The sequence below is a fragment of the Streptomyces venezuelae genome (genome assembly GCF_008642315.1).
GTDB lineage: Bacteria > Actinomycetota > Actinomycetes > Streptomycetales > Streptomycetaceae > Streptomyces > Streptomyces venezuelae_D.
In genome coordinates, this window is sequence record NZ_CP029192.1 from 4,858,943 (window position 1) to 4,882,020 (window position 23,078).

Below are 23,078 nucleotides of genomic sequence, written 5' to 3' on the forward strand. Positions count from 1 at the left end.
CCGCCGCGGGGCGCCGGGACCGGCGTACGCTCGCCCGATGAGAGCAGGTTCCGTCGCGGTCGTCGTGGCCGACGAGATCGGGGTCCCGTCCTGGGATCTGTACGAACTGAGCATCCCCTTCACGGTGTTCGGCAAGCCGCAGCCCGACCTGTCCGACCACTGGTACGACCTGCGGCTGTGCGCCACGAGGGAGCCGGGGCAGGCGGCGATGGGCGAGTTCGGGATCTCGCTCCGCACGCCCTACGGCCTCGAAGGCCTGGCCGGCGCCGACACCGTCGTCGTCACCTCCGTGCCGGACGCCTGCATCGACGAGGGCGCGCCGCTGCCGGCGGGTCTCGCCGACGCGCTGCGGGCCGCGCACGCCGAGGGCGCCCGCATGGTCTCCCTCTGCACCGGTGCCTTCGCGCTCGCCGAGGCGGGCCTCCTCGACGGCCGCAGGGCGACCGCCCACTGGATGCACACGGCTCAACTGGCCGCCCGCTACCCCGACGTCACCGTCGACGACTCCGTCCTCTACGTGGACGACGGTGACGTCCTGACCAGCGCGGGATTGACCGCGGGCCTCGACCTCTGTCTGCACCTGGTCCGCCGCGACCTCGGCGCGCACGTCGCCAACCAGCTGGCGCGCCGGATGGTCGTGCCCGCCCACCGTCCGGGCGGGCAGGCCCAGTTCATCGACCTGTCCGTGCCCGAGACGGACGACACGGGCCTCGGGCCCGTACTGGAGTGGGCCCGCGCGCACCTGGACCGGCCGCTGACCGTCGACGACCTGGCACGCCGGGCGGCGACGAGCCCGCGCACCTTCTACCGGCGCCTGCACGCGGCCACCGGTACGACCCCGCTGCGGTGGCTGCTCAACCAGCGGCTCGCGCGGGCGCAGACTCTGCTGGAGACGACGGACCTGCCGGTGGAGCGGGTGGGCGAGCTGAGCGGCCTGGGCACGGCGAACAACCTGCGGCACCACTTCCTCAAGCACGTCGGGGTGTCGCCCGCCGACTACCGGCGCTCGTTCTTCAGCCGCCCAGCTGCTTGACCATGCTCATGATCGCGGTGATCTGCTTGCCGGCCTTGTCGGCGTAGTGCGTGTCGCCGATCTGGCCGTACGTCTGGACGTACGCGAAGCCGTCCCTGCCCATGCTGACGGCGGCCGCGTTGCCGCCCGGGGCGTGGCGGTTCTGGTCGAAGCGGACGAGGGTGCCGTCCAGTGGGGCGGTGGTCGCGGGGGTTCACCGGGGCGCCGAAGAGATGGCTGAGCATGGACCGTTCGGGATCGGTGCCGCAGGTGTTGACGTACGGGGACGCGGTGGCGGCGCAGGCCACCTTGCCCAGCGGGGAGACCCTGACGCTCCCCTGCGCACAGTCGTACGCCCCCGCACTGAAGATGCCGGCCCCTTCGAAGACGGCGGAGTGCGCGACGTGCAGTTGATCGGCGAGGTAGCCGCCGGAGGAGACGCCGGAGACGTACGTCGACTCGATGGCGTGCGGTGTCAGTTCACCGGGGTGGGGGTGGGGGTGGGGGTGGGGGCGGCCGCGGCGGCGTCGGTCGTGCCGCCGAGGGTGAGGGCGCCGGTGAGGGCGAGGGCGAAGGTGGTGGTCAGGGTGAGGGGGTCTTTCCACGAGGCCTTCCGCGGGTCTTTCCACGGGTCCTTCCGCAGGACGTTCCGTGGGCCATGCGTACCTCCGGGATCCGGGCGGTGTGGGGGCCGTCATTCTGGGCGGCCGTCGGAGGGGGAGACGAGGTGGTCCGGGGCCACAGGCGGGCGCCGCGGGGTGTGGCTCCGCGCCATCGGGCCCCTGCGCTGAAAAAGACCGCGGCGGACCTGCAACCTCCCCGGGACCCGGACGTCTGTCGGGGTGAAGGCGCCTTCGTTCGATCCACCGACTCCGAGCACGACCACGATCACGAATCACGAATAGAGGAACCGCATGTCCCTGCGTCATGTCTCGCCCCGCAAGGCCCTGGGGGCGGCGGCGGCCATCGCGGCGCTCGCCCTGGGAGGTGGCGCGGTGGCACACGCCGCCACCGCCGATTCCTCCCCTGCCCCTGCCCCTGCCCCTGCCCCGGCCAAGCAGGCGGCGCCCGACAACGGTCCGTCCGCGACACCCGGCAAGGGCAAGCACAGGGCGCCCGCTCCCGCTTCCGCTCCTGCTCCTGCTCCTGCTCCGGCCAAGGGCGGTCACGAGGAGCCGACCGAGCCTCCGTCTGTTCCGGGGCACGAGGAGCCGACCGCGGCTCCGGCTCCTCCGGCTACGAAGTGATGCCGCAGCGTCGGCAGTAGCCGCAAGCCGTAGGAGGGCCGCCGGGCTGATCACCCGGCGGCCCGCACGCCCCGCGTCCAGGAGAGCCATGAGGACAGCGACGTACCCGGTCGTCCCCGCCTTCCCCGCCTTCCCCGCCACCGGCGCGCTGCGCCGTGGGTGGGAGCGTCTGCTGTGCGGGCTCCTGACTCGCGGGGGCCAACCGTCACAAGGGATCCGGCAGCCGGCCCCCGTGCCGACCGCGCCCCTCTCCACGCGGGGCGAGAGCCCCGGGATCGACGACCTCTACCACTACCGCCGCCTGGACCTCGTCCGTCTCGCGCTGTTCCTCGTCGACGACCTCCCGACCGCCGAGGATGTCGTGCAGGACGCGTTCGCGGCGCTCTTCCGCAGACACGGCGCCCGCCTGGAAGGAGTGGACGACCCGGAGGCGTACCTGCGGACGAGCGTGGTGAACCGCTCCCGTTCCGTGTTGCGCCGCCGCAGAACGGTCCGCGCGCACACACCCGAGCGAGAGGGCCACGCCCCGCCTGTCGACGAGCACGTCCTGCTGCGCGAGGAACACCGCGAGGTGCTCGACGCGCTCAAGCGGCTCACCCGGCGCCAGCGCGAGGTGCTCGTGCTGCGCTACTGGTCCCACCTCACCGAGGCCCAGATCGCCGCCACCCTCGGTCTCTCGCGCGGCGCGGTCAAGTCCACCGCCAGCCGGGCGCTGGACGCACTGAGCAGACAGCTGGGAGGTTCCCGATGACCCTGAAGGACGGGCACGGCCCCGGCCCCGGCCCCGGTCCCGGGCAGGAGCTGCTCGAAGCCCGGTTGCGGGACGCGCTGGACGCACGGGCGCGCACGGTCGGCCCCGAGTCCCTGCGGCGCGCGATCCCGCCGTCCGAGCAGGTGGGCAGGCGTATTCCGGTCCGTGCGACCGCGCTGACCCTGCTCGCGCTCGCGGCGGCTCTGGCCGGTGTCCTGCTGGCCCTGGGCTGGACCGAACGGCAGGGCGGGGACGCCCCCGTCGAACCGGCGCACCCGCACGAAAGGACCACCCGGCCGTCGTCACCGGCGCCGTCGCCACCGCCGTCGCCACCGACGCCGTCCTCGCCTTCGTCAGCGCCGTCGGACCCGACGCCACCCGCGCCCGCCTGACAGACAACAGCGGACTCATCCCCGTCGCCCCGTCCCCGATCCCGCTCCCGGACACCATCCACTCGCCCACCGGGCCGCAACCGGCGGTCGTGCCGCGGGAGATGACGGTCGGCGACATCCACCGCGCCGTCGCCGACTTCGCCGCCGCCCGTCGCGCCGTCGACGCGGGCTTCGCCGGAGTGGAGGTGCACGCGGCCAACGGCCACCTCCTCCAGCAGTTCCTCGCGCGGAACACCAACCACCGCACCGATGCCTACGGAGGCCCGGTCGCCCACCGCATCCGCTTCGTCGTCGAGGTCGTCCGCGCCGTCGCCGACGAGATGGGCGCCGAGCGGGTCGGCGTGCGCATCGCCCCCGGCATCACCGTGAACGGCATCGAGGAGGGCGACACCGAGGACAGCCACCCGGCACTCATCGACGCCCTCGACACCATCGGCGGCCTCGCCTGCCTCCACGTCGTCTTCGCCGACCCCGACAGCCCCCTCTCCCGCCGCATCCGCGCGGACTGGTCCGGCACGCTTGTCGCCAACCCGGTCCTCGGCCGGGGCGGCCCGCTGCCCGCCGACGGCGGCCGGCGCGCGGGCGAACGGCTGCTCGCCGCGGGCGCGGACCTGACCTCGCTGGGCCGCGCGTTCCTCGCCAACCCCGACCTGGTCGAGCGGATGAGGGCCGGGCGCCGCTCAACCCCGTACGGGACAAGGGCCTGATGTACGAGGGCGGGGCGGACGGCTTCACCGACCACCCGGCCCTCGGTGCGGGACCGCGGCCCGTCAGCCGCCCACGTACTCCGCAAGATGCTCACCGGTGAGAGTGGACCGCGTGGCGACCAGATCCGCGGGCGTGCCCTCGAAGACGATCTTGCCGCCGTCGTGGCCCGCGCCCGGGCCGAGGTCGATGATCCAGTCCGCGTGCGCCATGACCGCCTGGTGGTGCTCGATGACGATGACGGACTTGCCCGCGTCGACGAGCCGGTCGAGGAGGCCGAGGAGCTGCTCGACGTCGGCGAGGTGGAGACCGGTGGTCGGCTCGTCCAGTACGTAGACCCCGCCCTTGTCGGCCATGTGCGTGGCCAGCTTGAGGCGCTGGCGCTCGCCGCCGGAGAGGGTGGTGAGGGGCTGGCCGAGGCTGAGGTAGCCGAGGCCGACGTCCGAGAGGCGCTCCAGGATGCGGTGGGCCGCGGGCGTCCTGGCCTCGCTGCCACCGGCACTGGAACCGCCACCGAAGAACTCCAGGGCCTCCTCCACGGACATCGCGAGGACCTCGCTGATGTCGCGGCCGCCGAGCCGGTACTTCAGGACCGACGCCTGGAACCGCCGGCCCTCGCAGTCCTCGCAGGGCGTGGCGACGCTCGCCATCACACCGAGGTCGGTGTAGATGACCCCGGCGCCGTTGCAGGTCGGGCAGGCGCCCTCGGAGTTGGCGCTGAACAGCGCGGGCTTCACGCCGTTGGCCTTGGCGAAGGCCTTGCGGATCGGGTCGAGCAGGCCCGTGTACGTCGCGGGGTTGCTGCGCCGCGAACCGCGGATCGGGGTCTGGTCGACGGCGACCACGCCCGCGTCCGCGGGGATGGACTTGTGCACCAGCGAGCTCTTGCCGGACCCGGCGACGCCGGTGACGACGGCGAGCACCCCGAGCGGGATGTCGACGTCGACCCCGCGCAGGTTGTGCGCGTCCGCGCCGCGGATCTCCAGCGCACCCGTGGGCTTGCGCACGGACTCCTTCAGTGTCGACCGGTCGTCGAAGTGGCGGCCGGTGACGGTGCCGGACGCCCGCAGGCCCTCGACCGTGCCCTCGAAGCAGACGGTGCCGCCCGCCGTGCCCGCGCCGGGCCCGAGGTCGACGACGTGGTCGGCGACGACGATGGTCTCCGGCTTGTGCTCGACGACGAGCACCGTGTTGCCCTTGTCGCGCAGGCGCAGCAGCAGGTCGTTCATCCGCTGGATGTCGTGGGGGTGCAGACCGATCGTGGGCTCGTCGAAGACGTACGTGACGTCGGTGAGCGAGGAGCCGAGGTGGCGGATCATCTTGACGCGCTGCGCCTCGCCGCCGGAGAGGGTCGCCGCGGGCCGGTCGAGCGCGAGGTACCCGAGCCCGATCTCCACGAACGAGTCGAGGGTCTGCTGCAGGGCGGTGAGCAGCGGCGCCACCGACGCGTACACCCCGCTCGTGCCGAGGCCGCGGATCCACTCGGCCAGGTCCCTGATCTCCATCGCGCAGAGATCGGCGATGCTCTTCCGCTTGATCTTCGAGGAGCGGGCGCCCTCGCTGAGCCGCGTGCCGTCGCACTCGGGGCAGACGGTGAACGTGACCGCGCGCTCCACGAACGCCCGGATGTGCGGCTGCATCGACTCCTTGTCCTTGGACAGGAACGACTTCTGGATCTTCGGGATCAGTCCTTCGTAGGTGAGGTTGACGCCGTTGACCTTCACCTTGACCGCGTCCCCGTAGAGGAAGTCGCGCAGCTCCTTCTTCGTGTACGCGCGGATCGGCTTGTCCGGGTCGACGAAGCCCGACTGGGCGTAGACCTGCACGGTCCACTGGCTGTCCGACTTCCAGCCGGGAATGGTGAACGCGCCCTCGGCCAGCGACTTGGAGTCGTCGTACAGCTGCGTCAGGTCGATGTCGGAGACGCTGCCCCGGCCCTCGCAGCGCGTGCACATGCCGCCGGTGCGCTGGTACGTCGCCTTCTGCGCCTCGGTCTTGTTGCCCCGCTCGACGGTGATCGCGCCGCTCGCGCGGACCGACGCGGTGTTGAAGGAGTACGCACCGGGCGGGCCGATGTGCGGCTTGCCGAGCCGGCTGTAGAGGATGCGCAGCATCGCGTTGGCGTCGGTGGCGGTGCCGACCGTGGAGCGGGGGTCGCCGCCCATCCGCTGCTGGCCGACGGTGATGGCGGTCGTGAGCCCGTCGAGCACGTCGACCTCGGGGCGCGCCTGCGACGGCATGAAGCCCTGCACGAAGGCGCTGTACGTCTCGTTGATGAGCCGCTGCGACTCGGCGGCGATCGTGTCGAACACCAGCGAGCTCTTGCCGGAGCCGGAGACGCCGGTGAACACCGTCAGACGGCGCTTCGGGATCTCGATGCTCACGTCCTTGAGGTTGTTCTCGCGGGCGCCGTGCACACGGATCAGGTCGTGGCTGTCGGCGGTGTGCGGGGCGTTCGCCCGCGCATCGGGCTTCCTGGCCTTGCTCATCGTTGTCTCCGCGGGGCAGCGAGTCCCGTACGTGGCGTCGTACGGGAGGGAGTTGGCGTGAATGCGGTGCTCTTGTTCACGCTAGCCGGGGGGTCTGACAACCGCGTCCTGACGCACGCCCGAGGGAAGCCACGAATGGCAAGCAAGGGGAAATACGAAAGGCAAGGAGGAAAACTCACCCCTTGCCACTCTTAACTTATAGCGCACAGGGGGCCTTGCGGCAAGGCCCCGGTCGTCCCGCACAATCTCCCTTCCGAGCTCGTCAAATGGGGGATTTTCATGGCTGACGTAATCATCGCCGGCGGCGGTCCGACCGGTCTCATGCTGGCGGCTGAGCTGCGCCTGCAGGGCGTGGACGTCCTCATCCTCGAGAAGGAGACGGAGCCGACCAAGCAGTCGCGTGCTCAGGGCCTGCACGTGCGCAGCATCGAGGTGATGGACCAACGCGGTCTGCTGGAGCGCTTCAACGAGCACGGTCAGCGGATCACGGCCGGTGGCTTCTTCGCGGGCCTCGCCAAGGAGTGGCCCGAGCGCATGGACACGGCGCACTCCTACGTACTCGCCGTTCCGCAGCAGATCACCGAACGCCTGCTGGCGGAGCACGCCGCGGAACTCGGCGTCGAGGTCCTGCGCGGCCGCGAGGTCGTCGGCCTGGACCAGGACGACGACGGCGTGACCGTCGAGCTGGCCGACGGCACGCGGCTGCGTTCGCGCTACCTCGTCGGCTGCGACGGCGGCCGCAGCGCCGTGCGCAAGCTGCTCGGCGTCGACTTCCCGGGGGAGCCCAGCAGGGTCGAGACGCTGCTGGGCGAGATGGAGATGACCGCGTCGCCCGAGGAGCTCGCGCAGGTCGTCGCCGAGGTCCGCAAGACCCACATGCGGTTCGGCGCGATGCCGCTCGGCGACGGGGTGTACCGGGTCATCGTGCCCGCCGACGGTGTGGCGGAGGACCGGACGGCCCCGCCGACCCTGGAGGACTTCCGGAAGCAGCTGCGGGCGTTCGGGGGCACCGACTTCGGCGTGCACTCGCCGCGCTGGCTCTCCCGTTTCGGCGACGCCACGCGGCTCGCCGAGCGCTACCGGGTGGGCCGGGTGCTGCTGGCCGGGGACGCGGCGCACATCCACCCGCCGACCGGCGGGCAGGGGCTGAACCTCGGCGTCCAGGACGCGTTCAACCTGGGCTGGAAGCTGGCCGCCGAGGTGACCGGGTGGGCGCCGGACGGCCTGCTCGACACGTACGAAGCGGAACGGCACCCGGTCGCCGCGGAGGTGCTCGACAACACGCGCGCGCAGATGCAGCTGATGTCGGTCGAGCCGGGGGCGCAGGCCGTGCGCAGGCTGATGGCGGAGCTGATCGACTACGAGCAGGTGAACCGGCACCTGATCGAGAAGATCACGGGCATCGGTGTCCGCTACGACTTCGGCACCGCCCCGGACAGCCACGAATTGCTCGGCCGCCGTCTGCGGGACGTGGGCCTGAAGCGGGGCCGCCTCTTCGAGCTGATGCACGGCGGCCGCGGCCTGCTGCTCGACCAGACGGGCCGGCTCTCGGCCGAGGGCTGGGAGGGCCGGGTCGACCACGTGGTCGACGTCAGCGAGGAGCTGGACGTACCGGCCGTGCTGCTCCGCCCGGACGGGCATGTGGCCTGGGCCGGCGACGAGCAGGGGGAGCTGGCGGTGGCACTGCGCAGGTGGTTCGGCGACGCGGCGGCCGCGTAACCGGCCGGGGGGCGGGCGACAGCACGCTGGCGCGGGCCCGGCAGTCCCTGCGCGGACCGCGACACCGCCCGTTGGCCGCTCGCCCCGAGTAAAGGGGATGCGGCGGTCCGGCACGATGATGTGTGATCGCTGCCATGACGATCGTGCTGAACAAGCCGGAGATCGACGGACTGGCCGACGCCGTGGGCGTACTGCGCGAGTGGCAGTACGAAGGGGCGCCGACGCAATTGCATCCGGGGGACCTGGGCTGGTTCTGGCGCGCGGGCGCGGAGGCGACCGCGGCGGCGGTCAGGACGTGGAGCCGGGCCGGACGGATCCTCGCGGTGGGCCTGCTGGACGGCCCGGACCTGCTGCGCCTGACGACCGCACCGGACGCCCGCCAGGACGAGGAGTTGGCACGGCAGTTGGTCTCCGACGTGACCGACCCGGCGCGTGGCGTACTGCCCGCGGGCCGCGTGAACATCGAGGCACCCCCGAACACCCTGTTCCCGGACCTCCTCGGCGCCGAGGAGGGCTGGCCCCTCGACGACCCGTGGACCCCGCTGCGCCGCGACCTCACCGCCCCGGGCCCGGCCCCGGACCTGCGCATCGAGGAGGTCGGGTCGGCGCGGGCCCACGGTTTCGCGGCGCTGCTCGGTGCGGCGTTCGACGGTTCGAGGTTCACGGAGGACAGCTGGCACGTGATGGCGTCCGGCGTTCCGTACGCGGACGCGCGCTGTCTGCTCGCGTACGACGACGGGGGCGACGGTGGGGGCGACGCGGTCGCGGCGGTGACGGTCTGGTCGGCGGGCCCGGGCAGACCGGGGATCCTCGAACCGATGGGGGTGCACCGCGACCACCGCCGCCGCGGTTACGGCGAACAGATCACCCTCGCCGCGGCGGCCGCGCTCCGCGACCTGGGCGCGTCGAGCGCACTCGTCGCCACCCCGTCCTCGAACACGGCCGCGGTGGCGACGTACGAGTCGGCGGGCTTCGAACGCCGCGAGGAGACACGGGACCGCTACAGGGCGGCGTGATACCGGAGCCGACGAAAGAACCGCGTGGGAGGCGGCAGGAGAAAATGACGGCTATGCGGCGCATCGAGTTCCTGAACTACCCCATCGGCGGCGAAGTGCCCATCCACCAGTGGGGTTACCGCATCGACGGCACCGATCTGCGCGTGTACGCCGCCGACGCGACCCGCGACCTCTGGCGCCGGGAGCGCGAGGAGAAGGACCCGGCCGCGGAGGAACGTTTCCTGCTCGACCAGCACGACGGCCTCACACTGGACGAGGTCGGTGACCCCGCACGCCACTTCCTGGGCGACCCGGCCCCGGAATTCGCCGATCCCTCCGCCGGCACCACTCCCGTGCTGGGCTGCTCGTGCGGAGTCTGGGCGTGCTGGCCCCTGCGGACCACGATCACCACCACGCCCGACACGGTGACCTGGTCCGCCTTCCGACAGCCCTTCCGTAAAAAGTGGGGCGAACTCCCCATGGGCCCCTACGTCTTCGCCCGCCCCGCCTACGAGGCCGCGCTCGCGGCACCGGTCCGCCTCCCCGCGGACCCGCTGCGGGGTGACGGCTGACCGACTCTCACCTGTGTGCTGCCAGGACCTCGCTCAGGGCGAGAGGGGGGCGGCCGGTCAGCTGGGCGCAGTCGTTCCGTACCCGGTCCCAGCGCTGTTCCCGCGTGTGGGCGTCGACGCTGCTCAGCGCCGCGACATGGCCGACGCGCGACGCCGCCGCGGCGTCGACGAGATTGCGGTGGTGCGCCAGCACTTGTGCGTCGGGCCCGTCACTGGAGACGAGGACGAGCGTGTCCACACCCTTCAACGCCGCACGCAGAGCGGGTGGTTCGGCGTAGTCGGCGACGGCGACCTCCACCCGCGCCGGGAACGTCCCGGCAGGCACCCTCCGCCTGGTCACCGCCACGACGTCCACGTCGCCCCGATCCGCGAGCAACCGCACGACCCGCCCACCCAGCCGGCCCGCCGCCTCCGTCACCGCGATACGCATCGCCACTCCCGTCGCCTCACCACCGGTCGCACCACGGTAGGCAGTCGGGCGGCGGGGCGTAAGCCCGGCCGAAGTGGCGTGGCGCACTATTGCAAGCATCTGCTTGCAATAGTTAGCGGGGGTGTTGCACCATCGGCGTATGGCATCACTCAACGTCGGCAACCTCGGTGAGTATCTGCGCGAACAGCGGCGCAGTGCGCAGCTGTCGCTGCGGCAGCTCGCCGATGCCGCGGGAGTGTCCAATCCGTATCTGAGCCAGATCGAGCGCGGCCTGCGCAAGCCGAGCGCCGAGGTTCTGCAGCAGGTCGCCAAGGCCCTGCGGATCTCCGCCGAGACGCTGTACGTGCGGGCCGGGATCCTCGACGAGAAGGAGCGGGACGAGCTGGAGACGCGCGCCGTCATCCTCGCCGACCCGTCCATCAACGAGCGCCAGAAGCAAGTGCTGTTGCAGATCTACGAGTCGTTCCGCAAGGAGAACGGCTTCGAGACGCCGACGCACACGGATGCGGATACGGATACGTACGACAACGGCAGTGATGCCGGTCCAGAGCAGGCACCACACCTGAGCTGAACGCTCCATACGTTTCACACGCGCCACACGTTTCATACGCCTCACACGCCGACGCGAATCCGGGAGGACCCTCGTCATGGCCATCACCGATGACCTGCGCAAGACCCTGAGCAACCCCACCCCCGCGTACTTCGTCGCCGGGTCCGCGGACCTCGCCTTTCAGCAGGCGAAGAAGGTTCCGGGTCTCGTCGAGCAGCTGATCGCCGAGGCCCCGTCCCGCATCGACGCGGTGCGCAACACCGACCCGAAGACCGTCCAGGACAAGGCGAGCGCCCGCGCCAAGGAGGCGCAGGAGACGCTCCAGGCCAAGGTCACCGAGGTGCTCGGCACGATCGACACCGACCTGAAGAAGCTCGGCGAGACCGCTCAGGACCTCGCGCTGCGCGGTGTCGGCGTGGCCGCCGAGCTCGCCGTCAAGGCGCGCGAGAAGTACGACGAGGTCGCCGAGCACGGTGAGCAGGCCGTGAAGGCGTGGCGCGGCGAGGCCGCCGAGGAGATCCTCGACCTGGCCGAGACCGTCGAGCCCGACGAGGAGCCGAAGCCCGCGTCGGCGGAGTCCGCCGAGCCCAAGGGTCCCGTCGCCGTCGCGCCGAAGAGCGCGGTCGCCGCCGCCCCGGCGAAGAAGCCGGCGGCGAAGAAGGCCCCGGCCAAGAAGCCGGCCGCCAAGAAGACCACGCCGCCCGCCAAGTAGGGGCGGGCCGTGCGGCGGGGCGGGCACTCACCGAGTGTCCGCCCCGTTGACTGGGTAACGGGCGGCTGGGTAGCGGGTACCGTGGCCGCGTAATCGATGAGCCGAGACTGGTGGTGGACGTTGTGCTGATGCAAGGGTTCGCGAACTTCATGTGGCTGCTGTCGCTGGCCCTGATCGTCTTCAGCGGATTCGCGCTCATCGACGCCGCCGTCCGGCGCGAGGACGCCTATCGCGCGGCGGACAAGAAGACGAAGCCGTTCTGGCTGATCATCCTCGGTCTCGCCTTCGTGGTGAACCTGCTCTTCCCGATCCTGTCGTTCCTGCCGATCATCGGGCTCGTCGCCACCATCGTGTACATGGTCGACGTGCGCCCCGCGATCCGGCAGATCTCGGGCGGTGGCCGCCGCGGCGGCTCCAGCAGCGACGGGCCGTACGGGCCGTACAACGGCGGTCGGTAGGCCGTCAGGCCGTCACCGCCCCTCGGTGATCGGTAGGCCGTCACCGCCCCTCGGCGCCCGGCTCAGCGCGCGCCGGGCGTCCGGTCCAGGAGCAGTACGGCCACGTCGTCCGTCAGGTCCCCGCCGTTGAGGTCGCGGACCTCGTTCACCGCCGCCTCCAGCAGCTCGTCGCCCTGCAGCCCCGCCGCGATCTGGCGGCGGACCATGTCCACCATGCCTTCCTGCCCCAGGCGCTGGTTGCCCTGGCCGATGCGGCCCTCGATCAGGCCGTCCGTGTAGAGCATCAGGCTCCACTTGCCGCCCAGCTCCACCTGGCGGCGCGGCCAGCGGGCGCGCGGCAGGAGCCCCAGGGCGGGGCCCCCGTCCTCGTACGGAAGCAGCTCGGCGAGCCGGCCCTCGCGTGCGATCAGCGGTGCCGGGTGCCCGGCGAGGCAGAGACCGGCCCTGCGGCCGTCCGGGGCGATGTCGACCGTGCAGAGGGTCGCGAAGATCTCGTCGTCGGCGCGCTCGTGCTCCAGGACCTTCTGGAGCGTGGACAGCAGCTCGTCGCCGCACAGGCCCGCGAAGGTCAGCGCGCGCCAGGCGATGCGCAGCTCCACGCCGAGCGCCGCCTCGTCGGGTCCGTGGCCGCAGACGTCGCCGATCATGACGTGCACGGCGCCGTCGGGCGTGCGCACGGTGTCGTAGAAGTCGCCGCCGAGCAGCGCGCGGGAGCGGCCCGGACGGTAGCGGGCGGCGAAGCGCAGCGGGGAGCCCTCCAGGAGCGGCGTCGGCAGCAGGCCGCGCTCCAGGCGGGCGTTCTCCTGCGCGCGCAGCCGGGACTCGGTCAGCTGGCGCTGGGCGGCGTCGGCGCGCTTGCGCTCGACCGCGTACCGGATGGCGCGGCTCAGCAGCCGGCCGTCCAGCTCGTCCCGGAACAGATAGTCCTGCGCGCCGACGCGCACGGCCTCGGCGCCGCGCTCGGAGTCGTCGTTCGCGGTGAGCGCGAGGACGGCGTGCCGGGGCGCGAGCCGCAGCACGTGCTTGAGCGCGACCAACTCGTCCTCGTCGCCCTCGGTGGTGCCGGTACTGCCGGGGGCGGGCAGGGCGAGGTCGAGCAGGATGCAGTGCACGTCGTCGGTGAGCAGCCGCTCGGCCTCGGTGAGGTTGCGGGCGGTACGGATACGGATGGGCTTGCCCGCGGAGTCGAGGAGCTCGGGCACGCTGAGCGAACCCGCCGGGTCGTCCTCGATCACCAGCAGCGTGAGCCCGGAGCCGTTGCCGCCGATGGCGGTGCCGGTGTCCGCGCCGGTGTCCGTGGCGCTGCTGAAGCCGTTGACGCGGGGGCCTCCCAGGGGCGGCGCCGTCGTGTCGTGCGGGGGCGCCGCATGAGCCTGACCGCCTTCCGCGGCCGGTATCGCTCTCTGCCGCGGTATGGGTACGGGCATCGTCTGGATTCCTTCCCTCCCCCCGAGGGCATGGTGCCGCGCAGGTCGACGCAGCACCGACGGGGACCATAGCGGTAGCCGTGCCTCCATTGGAATGCCGTACGGCAAACGGCCACCGTCATATGCCGCATCCAGGAACGCAATTGGGCACGGCGCGGTCCCGCAGGGGATGACGAACATCACGCCGTGAGGGTTGAGAGGGGCGCCACGGCGTGCGCTGGGTCACACGGGGAGGGGAGGAGCCGGGGCGGTGGCTACTTGTCGGGGCGCACGACCCCGAGTATCTGCATCGAGCCCGCGCCCGCGATCGTCACGTTCCGGCCCGGGCGCGGTGCGTGCACGATCGCTCCGTCGCCCAGATACATCCCGACGTGGCTCGCGTCCGCGTGGTAGATGATCAGGTCGCCGGGGCGCATGTTCTTGATGTCGACGCGCGGCAGCTGCTTCCACTGCTCCTGCGACGTCCGCGGAATGCCGCGCCCCGCGGCGGCCCAGGCCTGGGAGGTGAGCCCCGAGCAGTCGTACGACCCCGGGCCCTCGGCGCCCCACACGTACGGCTTGCCGATCTGGGCGGTGGCGAATGCGACGGCCTTCTGGCCCCGGCTGGTCGCCTTGCCGTCGACGTCCTTCAGGACGCCCGAACTCACCCACGCCGACTGCTTCTTGCGGGCGGCCTCCTCCTCCAGCTTCCGGAGCCGCTCCCGCTCCTCCTTCTCCAGCGTCGACTCGAGCTTCTCGGCGGCCGCGATCTTCTTCTTTATCTTCTTCTTCGCGGCGGCCTTCGACTTGCGGTTGGCTTCCAGCTTCGTCCAGCGCGCGGTGGCGTCCTTGGCGTAGATCCGCAGGTCCTCCTGCGTTCTCTGCAGCTCCGTCAGCATGCCCTTGGTGGCCTTCTCGCCCTCCCGCATGCGCCCCGCGCCGTCCAGGAACTGGCCCGGGTCCTCGCTGAGCATCAGCTTGGCCTCGGAGGGCATGCCACCGGCGCGGTACTGCGCGCGGGCCGCGGCGCCCGCGCGGGCCTTCAGCTTCTTGAGCTTCGCCTGGCCCTTGGCGATGTCCTTGGCCAGCTCCACGATCTGCTCGGACTGCTTCTCGGCCTTCTCCTCGGCCGCGTTGTACGCATCCGTGGCCACGCCCGCGTCGTGGTAGAGATCGTCGATCTCCTTGCGGACCTGCTCAAGGGATGTGTCCGAGTGGGGTGTCGGGCTCGGATTCGGGCTCGGGCTCGCAAAGGCCGTCCCCGGTGCGGCCAGCACCGTCGCCGCGCAGACCAGTGCCACGGCTGCCGCCGTCGGGTATCGCTTCCCAGTCACGCCCCGCCACCCCCAAAGCTGATTTACCGTCAGTAACTTCCGGTCGACATCGGGATAGTGCCATGTCAGCGCTCGATACGACAGAGCTCGACAGCAACTCCGACCCCCATACGCCCCATGTGACGTACCGCACGCGGCGTTCGTTCCCGTCCGACGCGTTCACCCGAACATCTCCGGGTGGCGCCCGGGTGGCCCCGGAGTGACCTCGGGGTTCACCCCGACGCCGGGGAGAGGGGCGCGGGGGCACCCCGGCATCGAGCATGCGAGGAGCCGGACTTACCCCGACCGGGGCGCCAACGCCTCCCACCGCACCGTCACTTCGCCCTGCCGCCACCGTGACGTGCCGTCAAGAACGGGCCAGTCGGCGGCCAGGTCCCGCACCGCCCTGATCCACCGCTGCCGAGCCCCGTACGAGGCGTAGGGCGCCGCGGCCGCCCAGGCCCGGTCGAAGTCGCGCAGGAACGCGTGGACCGGCTCACCCGGCACGTTCCGGTGGATCAGCGCCTTCGGCAGCCGCTCGGCGAGGTCGGACGGCTGCTCCAGGGAGCCGAGCCGCGTCGCGAAGGTCACCGTGCGCGGGCCCTCCGGCCCGAGCGCGACCCACACGTGCCGCCGCCCGATCTCGTCGCAGGTGCCCTCGACCAGCAGCCCGCCGGGGGAGAGGCGGGCGCACAGCCGCTCCCAGACGGCGGCGACCTGGTCCTCGTCGTACTGCCGCAGGACGTTCGCGGCCCGGATCAGATCCGGGCCCGTGCCGGGCGGCGTCGAGACCCCGCCGCCGCCCGGACCCGGCAGCGGGACCTCGAACCCGCCGTGCCGGAAGGTGAGCCCCTCGCGCGCGTAGGGCGCGGCGGCCGCGACCCGCGCCGGGTCGATCTCGATGCCGACGACACGCGCGCGTGGAGCGACGGTACGCAGCCTCAGGAGCAGCTCGACGGCGGTCCATGGGGAGGCGCCGTATCCCAGGTCGACGGCGACGGGGTCCGCGGAGCGGCGCAGCGCGGCGCCGTGGAAGGCGGCGATCCAGCGGTCCATGCGGCGCAGCCGGTTCGGGTTCGTGGTCCCGCGCGTCACCGTTCCCACGGGGCGGGAAGAGGTGCGTGGGGTCATGGGGAAAGGGTATGCGGGGATGACGGTCGAGGGACGCCGCGTAATGCTTTGGTAAAAACGGACAAGGTGGAAATGGAGCAGCAAGCTCCGGTGTTCTCCCTCTGGAGGAACGTACGCCCTCCCAAAAGTTGTGCCCAAAGCTGTGCCCGTAGCCATGCACGTACGCAAGGAGGACCGCCCCGTGAGCCAGTACGTGTCCAGGCTCGGGCGTCGCTCCCAGGCGGCACCCCCGAGACTCCGTATTCCCGGCTCCCAGCGGCGGCCGCGCCGCGTGGCGATGCTGAGCGTGCACACCTCGCCCCTGCACCAGCCCGGCACGGGCGACGCGGGCGGCATGAACGTCTACATCGTCGAGCTCGCCAAGCGCCTCGCCGCGATCAACATCGAGGTCGAGATCTTCACGCGCGCCACCACCGGGGGGCTCCAGCCCACCGTGGAGCTCGCGCCCGGCGTCCTCGTGCGCCACGTCGACGCGGGCCCCTACGAAGGGCTCGCCAAGGAGGAGCTGCCGGCCCAGCTCTGCGCCTTCACGCACGGCGTCATGCAGGCCTGGGCGGGCCACCGACCCGGCTACTACGACCTGGTCCACTCCCACTACTGGCTCTCCGGCCACGTCGGCTGGCTCGCCGCCGAACGCTGGGGCGTCCCCCTCGTCCACGCCATGCACACCATGGCGAAGGTCAAGAACGCGGCGCTCGCCGCGGGCGACACCCCCGAGCCCGCCGCCCGCGTCATCGGCGAGACCCAGATCGTCCGGGCCGCCGACCGCCTCATCGCCAACACCTCCGAAGAGGCCGACGAGCTCGTACGCCACTACGAAGCGGAGCCCGGCAAGGTCGCCGTCGTCCACCCCGGCGTCAACCTCGAACGGTTCCGCCCCGCCGACGGCCGCGCCGCCGCCCGGCACCGCCTCGGCCTGCCGCAGAACGCCCTCGTACCGCTCTTCGCAGGCCGCATCCAGCCTCTGAAGGCCCCCGACCTGCTCCTGCGCGCCGTCGCCGTCCTGCTGGACGAGCGTCCGGCGCTGCGCTCGAACATCGTCGTCCCCATAGTCGGCGGCCCGAGCGGCAGCGGCCTCGCGAAGCCCGAAGGGCTGCAGAAGCTGGCCGCGAAGCTGGGCATCGCGGACGTCGTCCGCTTCCAGCCGCCCGTCGGGCAGGAGCAGTTGGCGGACTGGTTCAGGGCGGCCTCGGTCCTGGTGATGCCCTCCTACAGCGAGTCCTTCGGTCTCGTCGCCATCGAGGCGCAGGCGGCCGGCACGCCGGTCCTCGCCGCGTCGGTGGGCGGGCTGCCCGTCGCCGTACGCGACGAGGTCACCGGATTCCTCGTCCCCGGCCACGAACCGGCCCTCTACGCGCGCGTGCTCCGCGATTTCGCCGATCATCCCGAGCTCGTGGACCGCATGGGCGCGGCCGCCACCGCGCACGCGCAGTCCTTCGGCTGGGACACGGCGGCGTCCGCGACGGCGGACGTCTACACCGCGGCGATGCACGACTTCCGCAGCTCGCGCCGTCACGTACGCTCGCACCATGGTTGAGCGGGCTGAGCAGACGGAGCGGGCGGAACCGGCAGACACCGCGTCGGTCATCGAGGGAACGCTGAACGACGCCGAGCTCGAATGGGAGTCCCCCGAGCCCGGTTCGTACGTCGTGAAGCTCCCCGGCACCCGGAAGCTCTCCACGACCCTGTCGCTGCGCGTCGGCAACCACTCCCTCTCCTTGAACGCCTTCGTGATCCGCCACCCCGACGAGAACCACGAGGCGGTGCACCGCTGGCTGTTGGAGCGGAACCTCCGCCTCTACGGCGTCGGTTACGCGATCGACTCGCTCGGCGACATCTACCTCGCGGGCAAGCTGCCGCTCTCCGCGGTCACTTCCGCCGAACTGGACCGCCTCCTCGGCGCGGTCCTCTCCGCCTCGGACGACTCCTTCAACACGCTCCTGGAGCTGGGCTTCGCGTCGGCGATCCGCAAGGAGTACGAGTGGCGGGTCTCGCGCGGCGAGTCCACACGCAACCTCGATGCGTTCAGGCATCTGACTCATCCGAGCTGACGCAGCTCCACGTCCGTGGGCCCACGATCCCGCCGAGCGCGCGCAGGCCGGTGACGACTTCCGGCGCGCGCGGAGCCTGGTCCGGGTCGGTGAGCCACTGGGTCATCAGGCCGGTGAACAGCGCCAGTTGAGTCGCGCCCAGCGTACGGGCGGTGGCGTCGTCGACCTCGTCCTCGGGCGTTCCGCGCAACAGTGCGGCGAGGTCCGTGCGGCCCTCGACCTGGCCGCCCGACAGATAGCGGCGCAGGTCGTCCGAGTGCTCCGCCTGGACGAGGGCCTCCAGGGTGGCGAGCCACAGGGAGCGGTCGTCGGTGAACGACTGGATGACCGCGGCCCACAGCGCTTCGTAGCGCTCTGCCTCGTACTGGCCAGCGCCGGACGACGACTCGACCCCGGACGACAGCACGCCCCCGTACGGCGCTGGCCCGCTCCTGCGACATCCTGATCCACCTGCACCGGGTGCGGCCGGGACGCCTTCGCTGAGGGCCCGTCACCTCTCCGTTCTCCGCACCACCCGCTCCACCCCTTCCGCCCGGCGCAGCACCATGGCATGCTCCCGCCTACCGCAGACATGAACAAGGTTCACATATGTGCTCACTGTTGGTTGATGGAAGGCGGCACCACCCCATGGAGCAAGAACGAACCCCCACGGATCCGCACCCGCACCCCCACCCCCGCCCCAGCAGACGAGGCCTGCTCGGCGCTGCCGTAGCCGTCGCCGCCGCCACCGCGACCGGCGCCGCCACCCCGACCCCGGCCCACGCCGCCCCCCGCTCCCGAACCCCCACCCTCTGGCGAGAGTTCACCGCGACCCCCTACACCCACCCCCAGATCCCCTACATAGGCCGAGCCGGTTTCCGCACAGGCCGCCGCCCCTTCCCCCGACTCCACCCTGACCGTGTCCACCACATGGACATCGCCCCGGACGGAAAGATGGACGCCGCCCCCGCGATCAACCGCGCCCTGGCCGAAGCGGGCCGGGAGGGCGGCGGCACCGTAGTGCTGCGCCCCGGTACGTACCGCATCGACAGCCTCATCCACATAGCCCACGACAACGTCACCCTCCGTGGCGCGGGCAGCACCCGCACCACCCTCCTCGCCACTAGAAGCCTCACCGAACTGATCGGCCCCTACGGCTCCCGCTACGGCGGCGACAAGTCCAGCTGGTCCTGGGCGGGCGGCCTCATCTGGCTCTGCCCGCAGGACCGTTGGGCCTCGCTCACCGCGGCCATCAGGGCGAAGGACTGGCCCTTCGAAGGCTGGACCGGCAACAAGCGCGACGAGTGGGAAACCCTCACCACCGTCCGCCCCGCCCACCGCGGCTCCTGGTCCGTGACCGTCGCCGAAGCCTCCCGCCTCCGCAAGGGCGACCTGGTGCTCCTCCGCCTCTCCGACGACCCCGACCACACCCTCCTGGAGCACATGGCGGGCGACGGCGCGGGCGCGAAGGCGTACACCTGGGACGACAAGACGAAGCTCACCTCGTACGTCCCCTACGAGTGGCCCGTACGGATCGCCGCCGTCGACCCCGGAAAGCGCCGGGTCACGTTCGAGCGGCCGCTCCCCCTGGACGTACGCCCGGAGTGGGACCCACGGCTGACCACCCACGTCACCGCCCTCACCGGCTCCGGCGTCGAGGGCCTCACCCTGGAGGCCGTCGAGACCCCGCAGTCCCCGCACCTCCTCGACCAGGGCTTCAACGGCGTCACGTTCCAGTGCGCGTACGACTGCTGGGCCGACGACATCGTCGTACGCCACGTGGACAACGGCTTCGGTCTGGTCGCCGCGTCCGCCTGCACCCTGCGCCGCACGCGCGTGACCGGTCGCGGCTCCCACCACCCGTACTTCTGCCGGGAGGGCGCGCACGACAACCTCGTCGAGGACTTCCGCATCGACGCCCGCACCACTCCCGCGCCGCCCGGCACCCAACTGCACGGCATCAACGTGGAGGGCCTGTCCTCCCACAACGTCTGGTCGCGCGGCCACATGGAGATGGGCACGTTCGACAGCCACCGCGGGATGCCCTTCGCGAACGTACGCACGGACATCACGGTCGAGAACAACGGCCGGCACGGCGGCGACGCGAGCGCGGGCCCCCTCTTCGGAGCCCGCTTCACGCACTGGAACATCCGCGTCACCAACGAACGCGCGGGCCTGACGAAGATCGACGGACTCGCGCCCCGCAGTGCGACGGTCGGCCTCAACGCGGTACGCGAGTTCGATCAGATCGACGTCCCCGACTTCACCGGCGACCTCGACGCCCGGCTGGAGCTGTACGGCACTACGGACGCGGTGCGGCCACGGAATCTGCACGAGGCGCAACGGCTTCTGCCGCGGCGGTGACCTCGACGGCACCGGGCGCGTCGGCGACCCCCGGGACCACCCCGCCCGGAGCGGCCTCCCCCGATTCGGCCCCCTCCGCGGGAAGCCCGCGCATCAGCCCCCAGTAGCCCAGCGCCGCCCCCGTCCCGAGCACCGCGCACGTGCCCCACAACCACTCCGCGCCGAACCGGTCGAGCATGAAGCCGGACATCAGCGGGGCGACCAGCGCGGCCACGGACCAGGACATCGTGTACATGCCCTGGTACCGCCCGCGTCCATGAACGGGAGACAGGCGCACGACGAGACCCGTCTGGGTCGGCGCGTTGACGATCTCGGCCAGCGTCCACACGCACACCGTCAGCGCGAAGACGCCGAGCGACCCGGCGAACGCGGTGAGCCCGAAGCCGTATCCGGCGACGACCGAGGAGATCACCAGCAGCCGGCGCGGGTCGCGGTGCTCGATGAAGCGGGTCACGGGGATCTGCATGACGACGATGAGCACGCCGTTCACGGCGATCGCGAGCCCGTAGTCGGCGGGCGTGAACCCCGCCTCGCCCATCGCGACGGGCAGTCCCACGGACCCCTGTTGGAAGATCAGCGCGACCAGGAAGCTCAGCCCGACCACACCCATGAAGCGCCCGTCCCGCAGCACGGTCCCGAGCCCCACCACCGGCTCGGCGGCCTTCTCCACCGCCGTCCGCACGGGCCGCGACTCCGGCAGCTTCGCGAAGACGACGATCGCGCAGACCATGGTCATGGCGGCCTCGATCAGGAACCCGGCCCGGTAGCTGTAGGAGGCGATGAACCCGGCCCCCGCGGACGAGACCGCGAACCCGAGATTGATGGCCCAGTAATTTAGCGAGAAGGCCCGCACCCGATCCTCGGGCCGCACGATGTCCGCCATCATCGCCTGCACGGCGGGCCGGGAGGCGTTGCTCGCCATGCCGACGAGGAAGGCGACCCCCGCGATCGCGACGGGGTGCTCCATGAATCCGAGGACCGCGACCGACACGGCAGTGGAGGCCTGCGCGATGAGCAGCGTGGGCCGCCGCCCCAGCCGGTCGGTCATCACCCCCGCACCGAGTGACGACACGACCCCGCCGAGCCCGTGCAGCGCGGCGACGAGCCCGGCGTACGAGGCCGAGTAACCCCGCTCAAGGGTCAGATACAGCGCCATGAAGGTGGCGACGAAGGCGCCGAGCCGATTGACCAGGGTGCTGATCCACAGCCACCAGAAGGCACGGGGCAGCCCGGAGACGCTCTCGCTGACGGCGCGTCTCATTCGTCCTGTGGCGGCGTACGGCATGGAGGTCCCCCGGAAGTGCAAGCGGCTGAGCTGTAAGAGGCGGTTTAGGCCAGCACAAATTACGAGCCCCGCGCCCGGAACCGCCAGTCAATTGACGACGACCGTCAACTGTCCGCCCCTTGTCCGCGCGCGCGGGGCGCCCTGAGGTTCGATTACGCTCAGAGGCATGGCCGACGCACCGTACAAGCTGATCCTCCTCCGCCACGGCGAGAGCGAATGGAACGCGAAGAACCTGTTCACCGGCTGGGTGGACGTCAACCTCAACGAGAAGGGCGAGAAGGAGGCGGTCCGCGGCGGTGAGCTGCTCAAGGACGCCGGCCTGCTCCCCGACGTGGTCCACACGTCGCTCCAGAAGCGCGCGATCCGCACCGCGCAGCTGGCCCTCGAATCGGCTGACCGCCACTGGATCCCGGTCCACCGCTCCTGGCGCCTGAACGAGCGCCACTACGGCGCCCTCCAGGGCAAGGACAAGGCCCAGACGCTCGCCGAGTTCGGCGAGGAGCAGTTCATGCTGTGGCGCCGCTCGTACGACACCCCGCCGCCGGCGCTCGACCGTGACGCCGAGTACTCCCAGTTCTCGGACCCGCGCTACGCCACGCTCCCCCCGGAGCTGCGCCCCCAGACGGAGTGCCTGAAGGACGTCGTCGTCCGCATGCTCCCGTACTGGTTCGACGGCATCGTCCCCGACCTCCTCACCGGCAAGACGGTCCTGGTCGCAGCCCACGGCAACAGCCTCCGCGCCCTGGTCAAGCACCTGGACGGCATCTCCGACGCCGACATCGCGGGCCTGAACATCCCCACGGGCATCCCGCTCTCCTACGAGCTGGACGCCGACTTCAAGCCCCTGAACCCGGGCGGCACCTACCTCGACCCGGAGGCCGCAAAGGCGGCAATCGAGGCGGTCAAGAACCAGGGCAAGAAGAAGAAGTAGCCCCGAACGGAGAAGCCCCCTACCAGCGGGTTTTCTGCTGGCAGGGGGCTTTCAGTCTTGTGTGGGCCGTCTAGGGGCCGTCAGTCGATCTGGCTTGGTAGTTGATAGGTGCTTGAGGCGGTGTCCATGGCGGGCGCTTCCCTCGAACGTGCCGTAGGTAGGCCGCGCACCGTCGTATGTGACTGGCGCCTTGCGCAACCGTTGCCGCATCAGGGTGCGTGCGGCAGTCCTCCCAAGGGCCAACGCGGCATGCAGGGCAGGGCGCTCTGCGCACTATCCCATTTTCGTGCCAATCCAAAAAGTCGGGAACGTCCCCGTCCCAGGGGTGTTTCGTGGCAGCCCAATGCCACAGAGCGTGGTCCTCATCATGATCAACGTTGAGCAGGTCATGTCCTGCCCACGTCTGTTTGAAGATCTCGTCCCTCTCGGCTATGAAGAGTTTTGCTCCGAAGCCGTAGGTCAGGGCACCCATGAGCGGATCTTGCCTTAGATCTGCTATCCAGCGTCCCACCGGCGAATGGAGGGCTCTACGGTGCTCTGCCAACCGAGACATCGGGTTTCGTGTCGTCACGCCTACGTACCTAAG

23 protein-coding genes and 1 pseudogene are annotated in these 23,078 nt (G+C 71.3%); 16 read left to right on the forward strand and 8 right to left on the reverse strand.

Annotated elements, in window-relative coordinates:
- Positions 1–37 precede the first annotated feature (37 nt).
- Entirely contained in the window at positions 38–1,033 is a 996-nt protein-coding gene (locus tag DEJ48_RS21230; RefSeq protein ID WP_150217699.1) for a helix-turn-helix domain-containing protein, read from the forward strand.
- Here the strand turns inward: DEJ48_RS21230 and DEJ48_RS40795 are convergent.
- Positions 1,014–1,136 (reverse strand): hypothetical protein, encoded by a 123-nt coding sequence (locus DEJ48_RS40795; protein ID WP_263399448.1) that lies wholly within the window; start codon positions 1,134–1,136, stop codon positions 1,014–1,016. The two genes, DEJ48_RS21230 and DEJ48_RS40795, sit on opposite strands and share 20 nt — an antisense overlap.
- A 119-nt stretch (positions 1,137–1,255) precedes the next feature.
- Here DEJ48_RS40795 and DEJ48_RS39775 point away from each other — a divergent pair, with 119 nt between their 5' ends.
- The 5 genes and pseudogenes from DEJ48_RS39775 to DEJ48_RS21245 all read left to right on the forward strand — a co-directional run.
- Positions 1,256–1,426, forward strand: a complete 171-nt coding sequence (locus DEJ48_RS39775; RefSeq protein WP_190537507.1) for a hypothetical protein — start codon at positions 1,256–1,258, stop codon at positions 1,424–1,426.
- Positions 1,427–1,926: 500 nt separating this feature from the next.
- Entirely contained in the window at positions 1,927–2,259 is a 333-nt protein-coding gene (locus DEJ48_RS39780) for a hypothetical protein (protein WP_190537510.1), read from the forward strand.
- 88 nt (positions 2,260–2,347) lie between these two features.
- Positions 2,348–3,010, forward strand: a complete 663-nt coding sequence (locus DEJ48_RS21240; RefSeq protein WP_150217700.1) for a sigma-70 family RNA polymerase sigma factor — start codon at positions 2,348–2,350, stop codon at positions 3,008–3,010.
- The gene (locus DEJ48_RS40385; RefSeq protein ID WP_223832129.1) at positions 3,007–3,402 is read left to right on the forward strand and encodes a hypothetical protein; all 396 of its coding nucleotides are present in this window, start codon (positions 3,007–3,009) and stop codon (positions 3,400–3,402) included. The genes DEJ48_RS21240 and DEJ48_RS40385 overlap by 4 nt, the downstream gene beginning before the upstream one ends.
- Before the next feature lie 2 nt (positions 3,403–3,404).
- Positions 3,405–4,210, forward strand: a pseudogene (locus DEJ48_RS21245) (alkene reductase); the annotation flags it as partial.
- Here DEJ48_RS21245 and DEJ48_RS21250 read toward each other — a convergent pair.
- Positions 4,173–6,596 (reverse strand): ATP-binding cassette domain-containing protein, encoded by a 2,424-nt coding sequence (locus tag DEJ48_RS21250; RefSeq protein WP_150217701.1) that lies wholly within the window; start codon positions 6,594–6,596, stop codon positions 4,173–4,175. The pseudogene DEJ48_RS21245 and the gene DEJ48_RS21250 sit on opposite strands and share 38 nt — an antisense overlap.
- A 279-nt stretch (positions 6,597–6,875) precedes the next feature.
- On the opposite strand from DEJ48_RS21250, the gene rox reads away from it, so the two are divergent.
- The 3 genes from rox (at position 6,876) to DEJ48_RS21265 (ending at position 9,882) form a co-directional block, all read left to right on the forward strand.
- A complete protein-coding gene (gene rox / locus DEJ48_RS21255; protein WP_150217702.1) occupies positions 6,876–8,315 on the forward strand; it encodes a rifampin monooxygenase in 1,440 nt (479 codons plus the stop codon).
- Positions 8,316–8,449: 134 nt separating this feature from the next.
- Complete coding sequence (locus tag DEJ48_RS21260) at positions 8,450–9,331, forward strand: GNAT family N-acetyltransferase (protein WP_150217703.1); 882 nt, start codon at positions 8,450–8,452, stop codon at positions 9,329–9,331.
- Between the two features lie 53 nt (positions 9,332–9,384).
- Positions 9,385–9,882 (forward strand): hypothetical protein, encoded by a 498-nt coding sequence (locus DEJ48_RS21265; RefSeq protein ID WP_223832130.1) that lies wholly within the window; start codon positions 9,385–9,387, stop codon positions 9,880–9,882.
- 7 nt (positions 9,883–9,889) lie between these two features.
- Here DEJ48_RS21265 and DEJ48_RS21270 read toward each other — a convergent pair whose 3' ends face one another.
- On the reverse strand, positions 9,890–10,312 hold the full coding sequence (locus tag DEJ48_RS21270; RefSeq protein WP_190537512.1) for an SDR family oxidoreductase: 423 nt from the start codon (positions 10,310–10,312) through the stop codon (positions 9,890–9,892).
- 139 nt (positions 10,313–10,451) lie between these two features.
- On the opposite strand from DEJ48_RS21270, the gene DEJ48_RS21275 reads away from it, so the two are divergent.
- The 3 genes from DEJ48_RS21275 to DEJ48_RS21285 all read left to right on the forward strand — a co-directional run bounded on the left by DEJ48_RS21275 (position 10,452) and on the right by DEJ48_RS21285 (position 12,032).
- A complete protein-coding gene (locus DEJ48_RS21275) occupies positions 10,452–10,883 on the forward strand; it encodes a helix-turn-helix domain-containing protein (protein ID WP_223832131.1) in 432 nt (143 codons plus the stop codon).
- A 76-nt stretch (positions 10,884–10,959) separates the two neighbouring features.
- Positions 10,960–11,574 (forward strand): hypothetical protein, encoded by a 615-nt coding sequence (locus DEJ48_RS21280; protein WP_150217706.1) that lies wholly within the window; start codon positions 10,960–10,962, stop codon positions 11,572–11,574.
- A gap of 128 nt (positions 11,575–11,702) precedes the next feature.
- Positions 11,703–12,032 carry a DUF2516 family protein gene (locus DEJ48_RS21285; protein WP_190329367.1) on the forward strand — a complete coding sequence of 110 codons (330 nt, stop codon included), beginning with the start codon at positions 11,703–11,705 and terminating at the stop codon, positions 12,030–12,032.
- Positions 12,033–12,094: 62 nt separating this feature from the next.
- Here DEJ48_RS21285 and DEJ48_RS21290 read toward each other — a convergent pair whose 3' ends face one another.
- The 3 genes from DEJ48_RS21290 to DEJ48_RS21300 all read right to left on the reverse strand — a co-directional run bounded on the left by DEJ48_RS21290 (position 12,095) and on the right by DEJ48_RS21300 (position 15,882).
- Positions 12,095–13,459, reverse strand: a complete 1,365-nt coding sequence (locus tag DEJ48_RS21290) for a PP2C family protein-serine/threonine phosphatase (protein ID WP_150217707.1) — start codon at positions 13,457–13,459, stop codon at positions 12,095–12,097.
- 254 nt (positions 13,460–13,713) lie between these two features.
- Positions 13,714–14,772: a C40 family peptidase gene (locus tag DEJ48_RS21295; protein WP_150217708.1), complete on the reverse strand. Its 1,059-nt coding sequence runs from the start codon at positions 14,770–14,772 to the stop codon at positions 13,714–13,716.
- 276 nt (positions 14,773–15,048) lie between these two features.
- A complete protein-coding gene (locus tag DEJ48_RS21300; protein WP_150217709.1) occupies positions 15,049–15,882 on the reverse strand; it encodes a class I SAM-dependent methyltransferase in 834 nt (277 codons plus the stop codon).
- Positions 15,883–16,063: 181 nt separating this feature from the next.
- On the opposite strand from DEJ48_RS21300, the gene mshA reads away from it, so the two are divergent.
- Both mshA and DEJ48_RS21310 read left to right on the forward strand, forming a co-directional pair.
- Positions 16,064–17,419, forward strand: coding sequence for a D-inositol-3-phosphate glycosyltransferase (mshA, locus tag DEJ48_RS21305; RefSeq protein ID WP_150217710.1), 1,356 nt, complete (start codon positions 16,064–16,066; stop codon positions 17,417–17,419).
- Positions 17,412–17,933 (forward strand): YbjN domain-containing protein, encoded by a 522-nt coding sequence (locus tag DEJ48_RS21310; protein WP_150217711.1) that lies wholly within the window; start codon positions 17,412–17,414, stop codon positions 17,931–17,933. Before mshA ends, DEJ48_RS21310 begins: the two co-directional genes overlap by 8 nt.
- On the opposite strand, the gene DEJ48_RS21315 is transcribed toward DEJ48_RS21310, so the two are convergent.
- Positions 17,908–18,339, reverse strand: coding sequence for a TetR family transcriptional regulator C-terminal domain-containing protein (locus DEJ48_RS21315; RefSeq protein ID WP_223832132.1), 432 nt, complete (start codon positions 18,337–18,339; stop codon positions 17,908–17,910). The genes DEJ48_RS21310 and DEJ48_RS21315 overlap by 26 nt on opposite strands.
- Before the next feature lie 221 nt (positions 18,340–18,560).
- On the opposite strand from DEJ48_RS21315, the gene DEJ48_RS21320 reads away from it, so the two are divergent.
- Complete coding sequence (locus DEJ48_RS21320) at positions 18,561–20,276, forward strand: glycosyl hydrolase family 28-related protein (protein WP_150217712.1); 1,716 nt, start codon at positions 18,561–18,563, stop codon at positions 20,274–20,276.
- Here the strand turns inward: DEJ48_RS21320 and DEJ48_RS21325 are convergent.
- Positions 20,215–21,561 (reverse strand): MDR family MFS transporter, encoded by a 1,347-nt coding sequence (locus DEJ48_RS21325; protein WP_150217713.1) that lies wholly within the window; start codon positions 21,559–21,561, stop codon positions 20,215–20,217. The genes DEJ48_RS21320 and DEJ48_RS21325 overlap by 62 nt on opposite strands.
- A 166-nt stretch (positions 21,562–21,727) precedes the next feature.
- Between DEJ48_RS21325 and DEJ48_RS21330 the strand changes: the two genes are divergently transcribed.
- Positions 21,728–22,492 (forward strand): phosphoglyceromutase, encoded by a 765-nt coding sequence (locus tag DEJ48_RS21330; protein WP_150217714.1) that lies wholly within the window; start codon positions 21,728–21,730, stop codon positions 22,490–22,492.
- Positions 22,493–23,078: the final 586 nt, after the last annotated feature.

Coding starts and splice junctions, on each gene's coding strand:
- DEJ48_RS21230 (WP_150217699.1), top strand. CDS start 38: ATGAGAGCAGGTTCCGTCGCGGTCGTCGTGGCCGACGAGATCGGGGTC.
- DEJ48_RS40795 (WP_263399448.1), bottom strand. CDS start 1,136: ATGGGCAGGGACGGCTTCGCGTACGTCCAGACGTACGGCCAGATCGGC.
- DEJ48_RS39775 (WP_190537507.1), top strand. CDS start 1,256: ATGGACCGTTCGGGATCGGTGCCGCAGGTGTTGACGTACGGGGACGCG.
- DEJ48_RS39780 (WP_190537510.1), top strand. CDS start 1,927: ATGTCCCTGCGTCATGTCTCGCCCCGCAAGGCCCTGGGGGCGGCGGCG.
- DEJ48_RS21240 (WP_150217700.1), top strand. CDS start 2,348: ATGAGGACAGCGACGTACCCGGTCGTCCCCGCCTTCCCCGCCTTCCCC.
- DEJ48_RS40385 (WP_223832129.1), top strand. CDS start 3,007: ATGACCCTGAAGGACGGGCACGGCCCCGGCCCCGGCCCCGGTCCCGGG.
- DEJ48_RS21250 (WP_150217701.1), bottom strand. CDS start 6,596: ATGAGCAAGGCCAGGAAGCCCGATGCGCGGGCGAACGCCCCGCACACC.
- rox (WP_150217702.1), top strand. CDS start 6,876: ATGGCTGACGTAATCATCGCCGGCGGCGGTCCGACCGGTCTCATGCTG.
- DEJ48_RS21260 (WP_150217703.1), top strand. CDS start 8,450: ATGACGATCGTGCTGAACAAGCCGGAGATCGACGGACTGGCCGACGCC.
- DEJ48_RS21265 (WP_223832130.1), top strand. CDS start 9,385: ATGCGGCGCATCGAGTTCCTGAACTACCCCATCGGCGGCGAAGTGCCC.
- DEJ48_RS21270 (WP_190537512.1), bottom strand. CDS start 10,312: ATGCGTATCGCGGTGACGGAGGCGGCGGGCCGGCTGGGTGGGCGGGTC.
- DEJ48_RS21275 (WP_223832131.1), top strand. CDS start 10,452: ATGGCATCACTCAACGTCGGCAACCTCGGTGAGTATCTGCGCGAACAG.
- DEJ48_RS21280 (WP_150217706.1), top strand. CDS start 10,960: ATGGCCATCACCGATGACCTGCGCAAGACCCTGAGCAACCCCACCCCC.
- DEJ48_RS21285 (WP_190329367.1), top strand. CDS start 11,703: ATGCAAGGGTTCGCGAACTTCATGTGGCTGCTGTCGCTGGCCCTGATC.
- DEJ48_RS21290 (WP_150217707.1), bottom strand. CDS start 13,459: ATGCCCGTACCCATACCGCGGCAGAGAGCGATACCGGCCGCGGAAGGC.
- DEJ48_RS21300 (WP_150217709.1), bottom strand. CDS start 15,882: ATGACCCCACGCACCTCTTCCCGCCCCGTGGGAACGGTGACGCGCGGG.
- DEJ48_RS21310 (WP_150217711.1), top strand. CDS start 17,412: ATGGTTGAGCGGGCTGAGCAGACGGAGCGGGCGGAACCGGCAGACACC.
- DEJ48_RS21320 (WP_150217712.1), top strand. CDS start 18,561: ATGGAGCAAGAACGAACCCCCACGGATCCGCACCCGCACCCCCACCCC.
- DEJ48_RS21325 (WP_150217713.1), bottom strand. CDS start 21,561: ATGCCGTACGCCGCCACAGGACGAATGAGACGCGCCGTCAGCGAGAGC.
- DEJ48_RS21330 (WP_150217714.1), top strand. CDS start 21,728: ATGGCCGACGCACCGTACAAGCTGATCCTCCTCCGCCACGGCGAGAGC.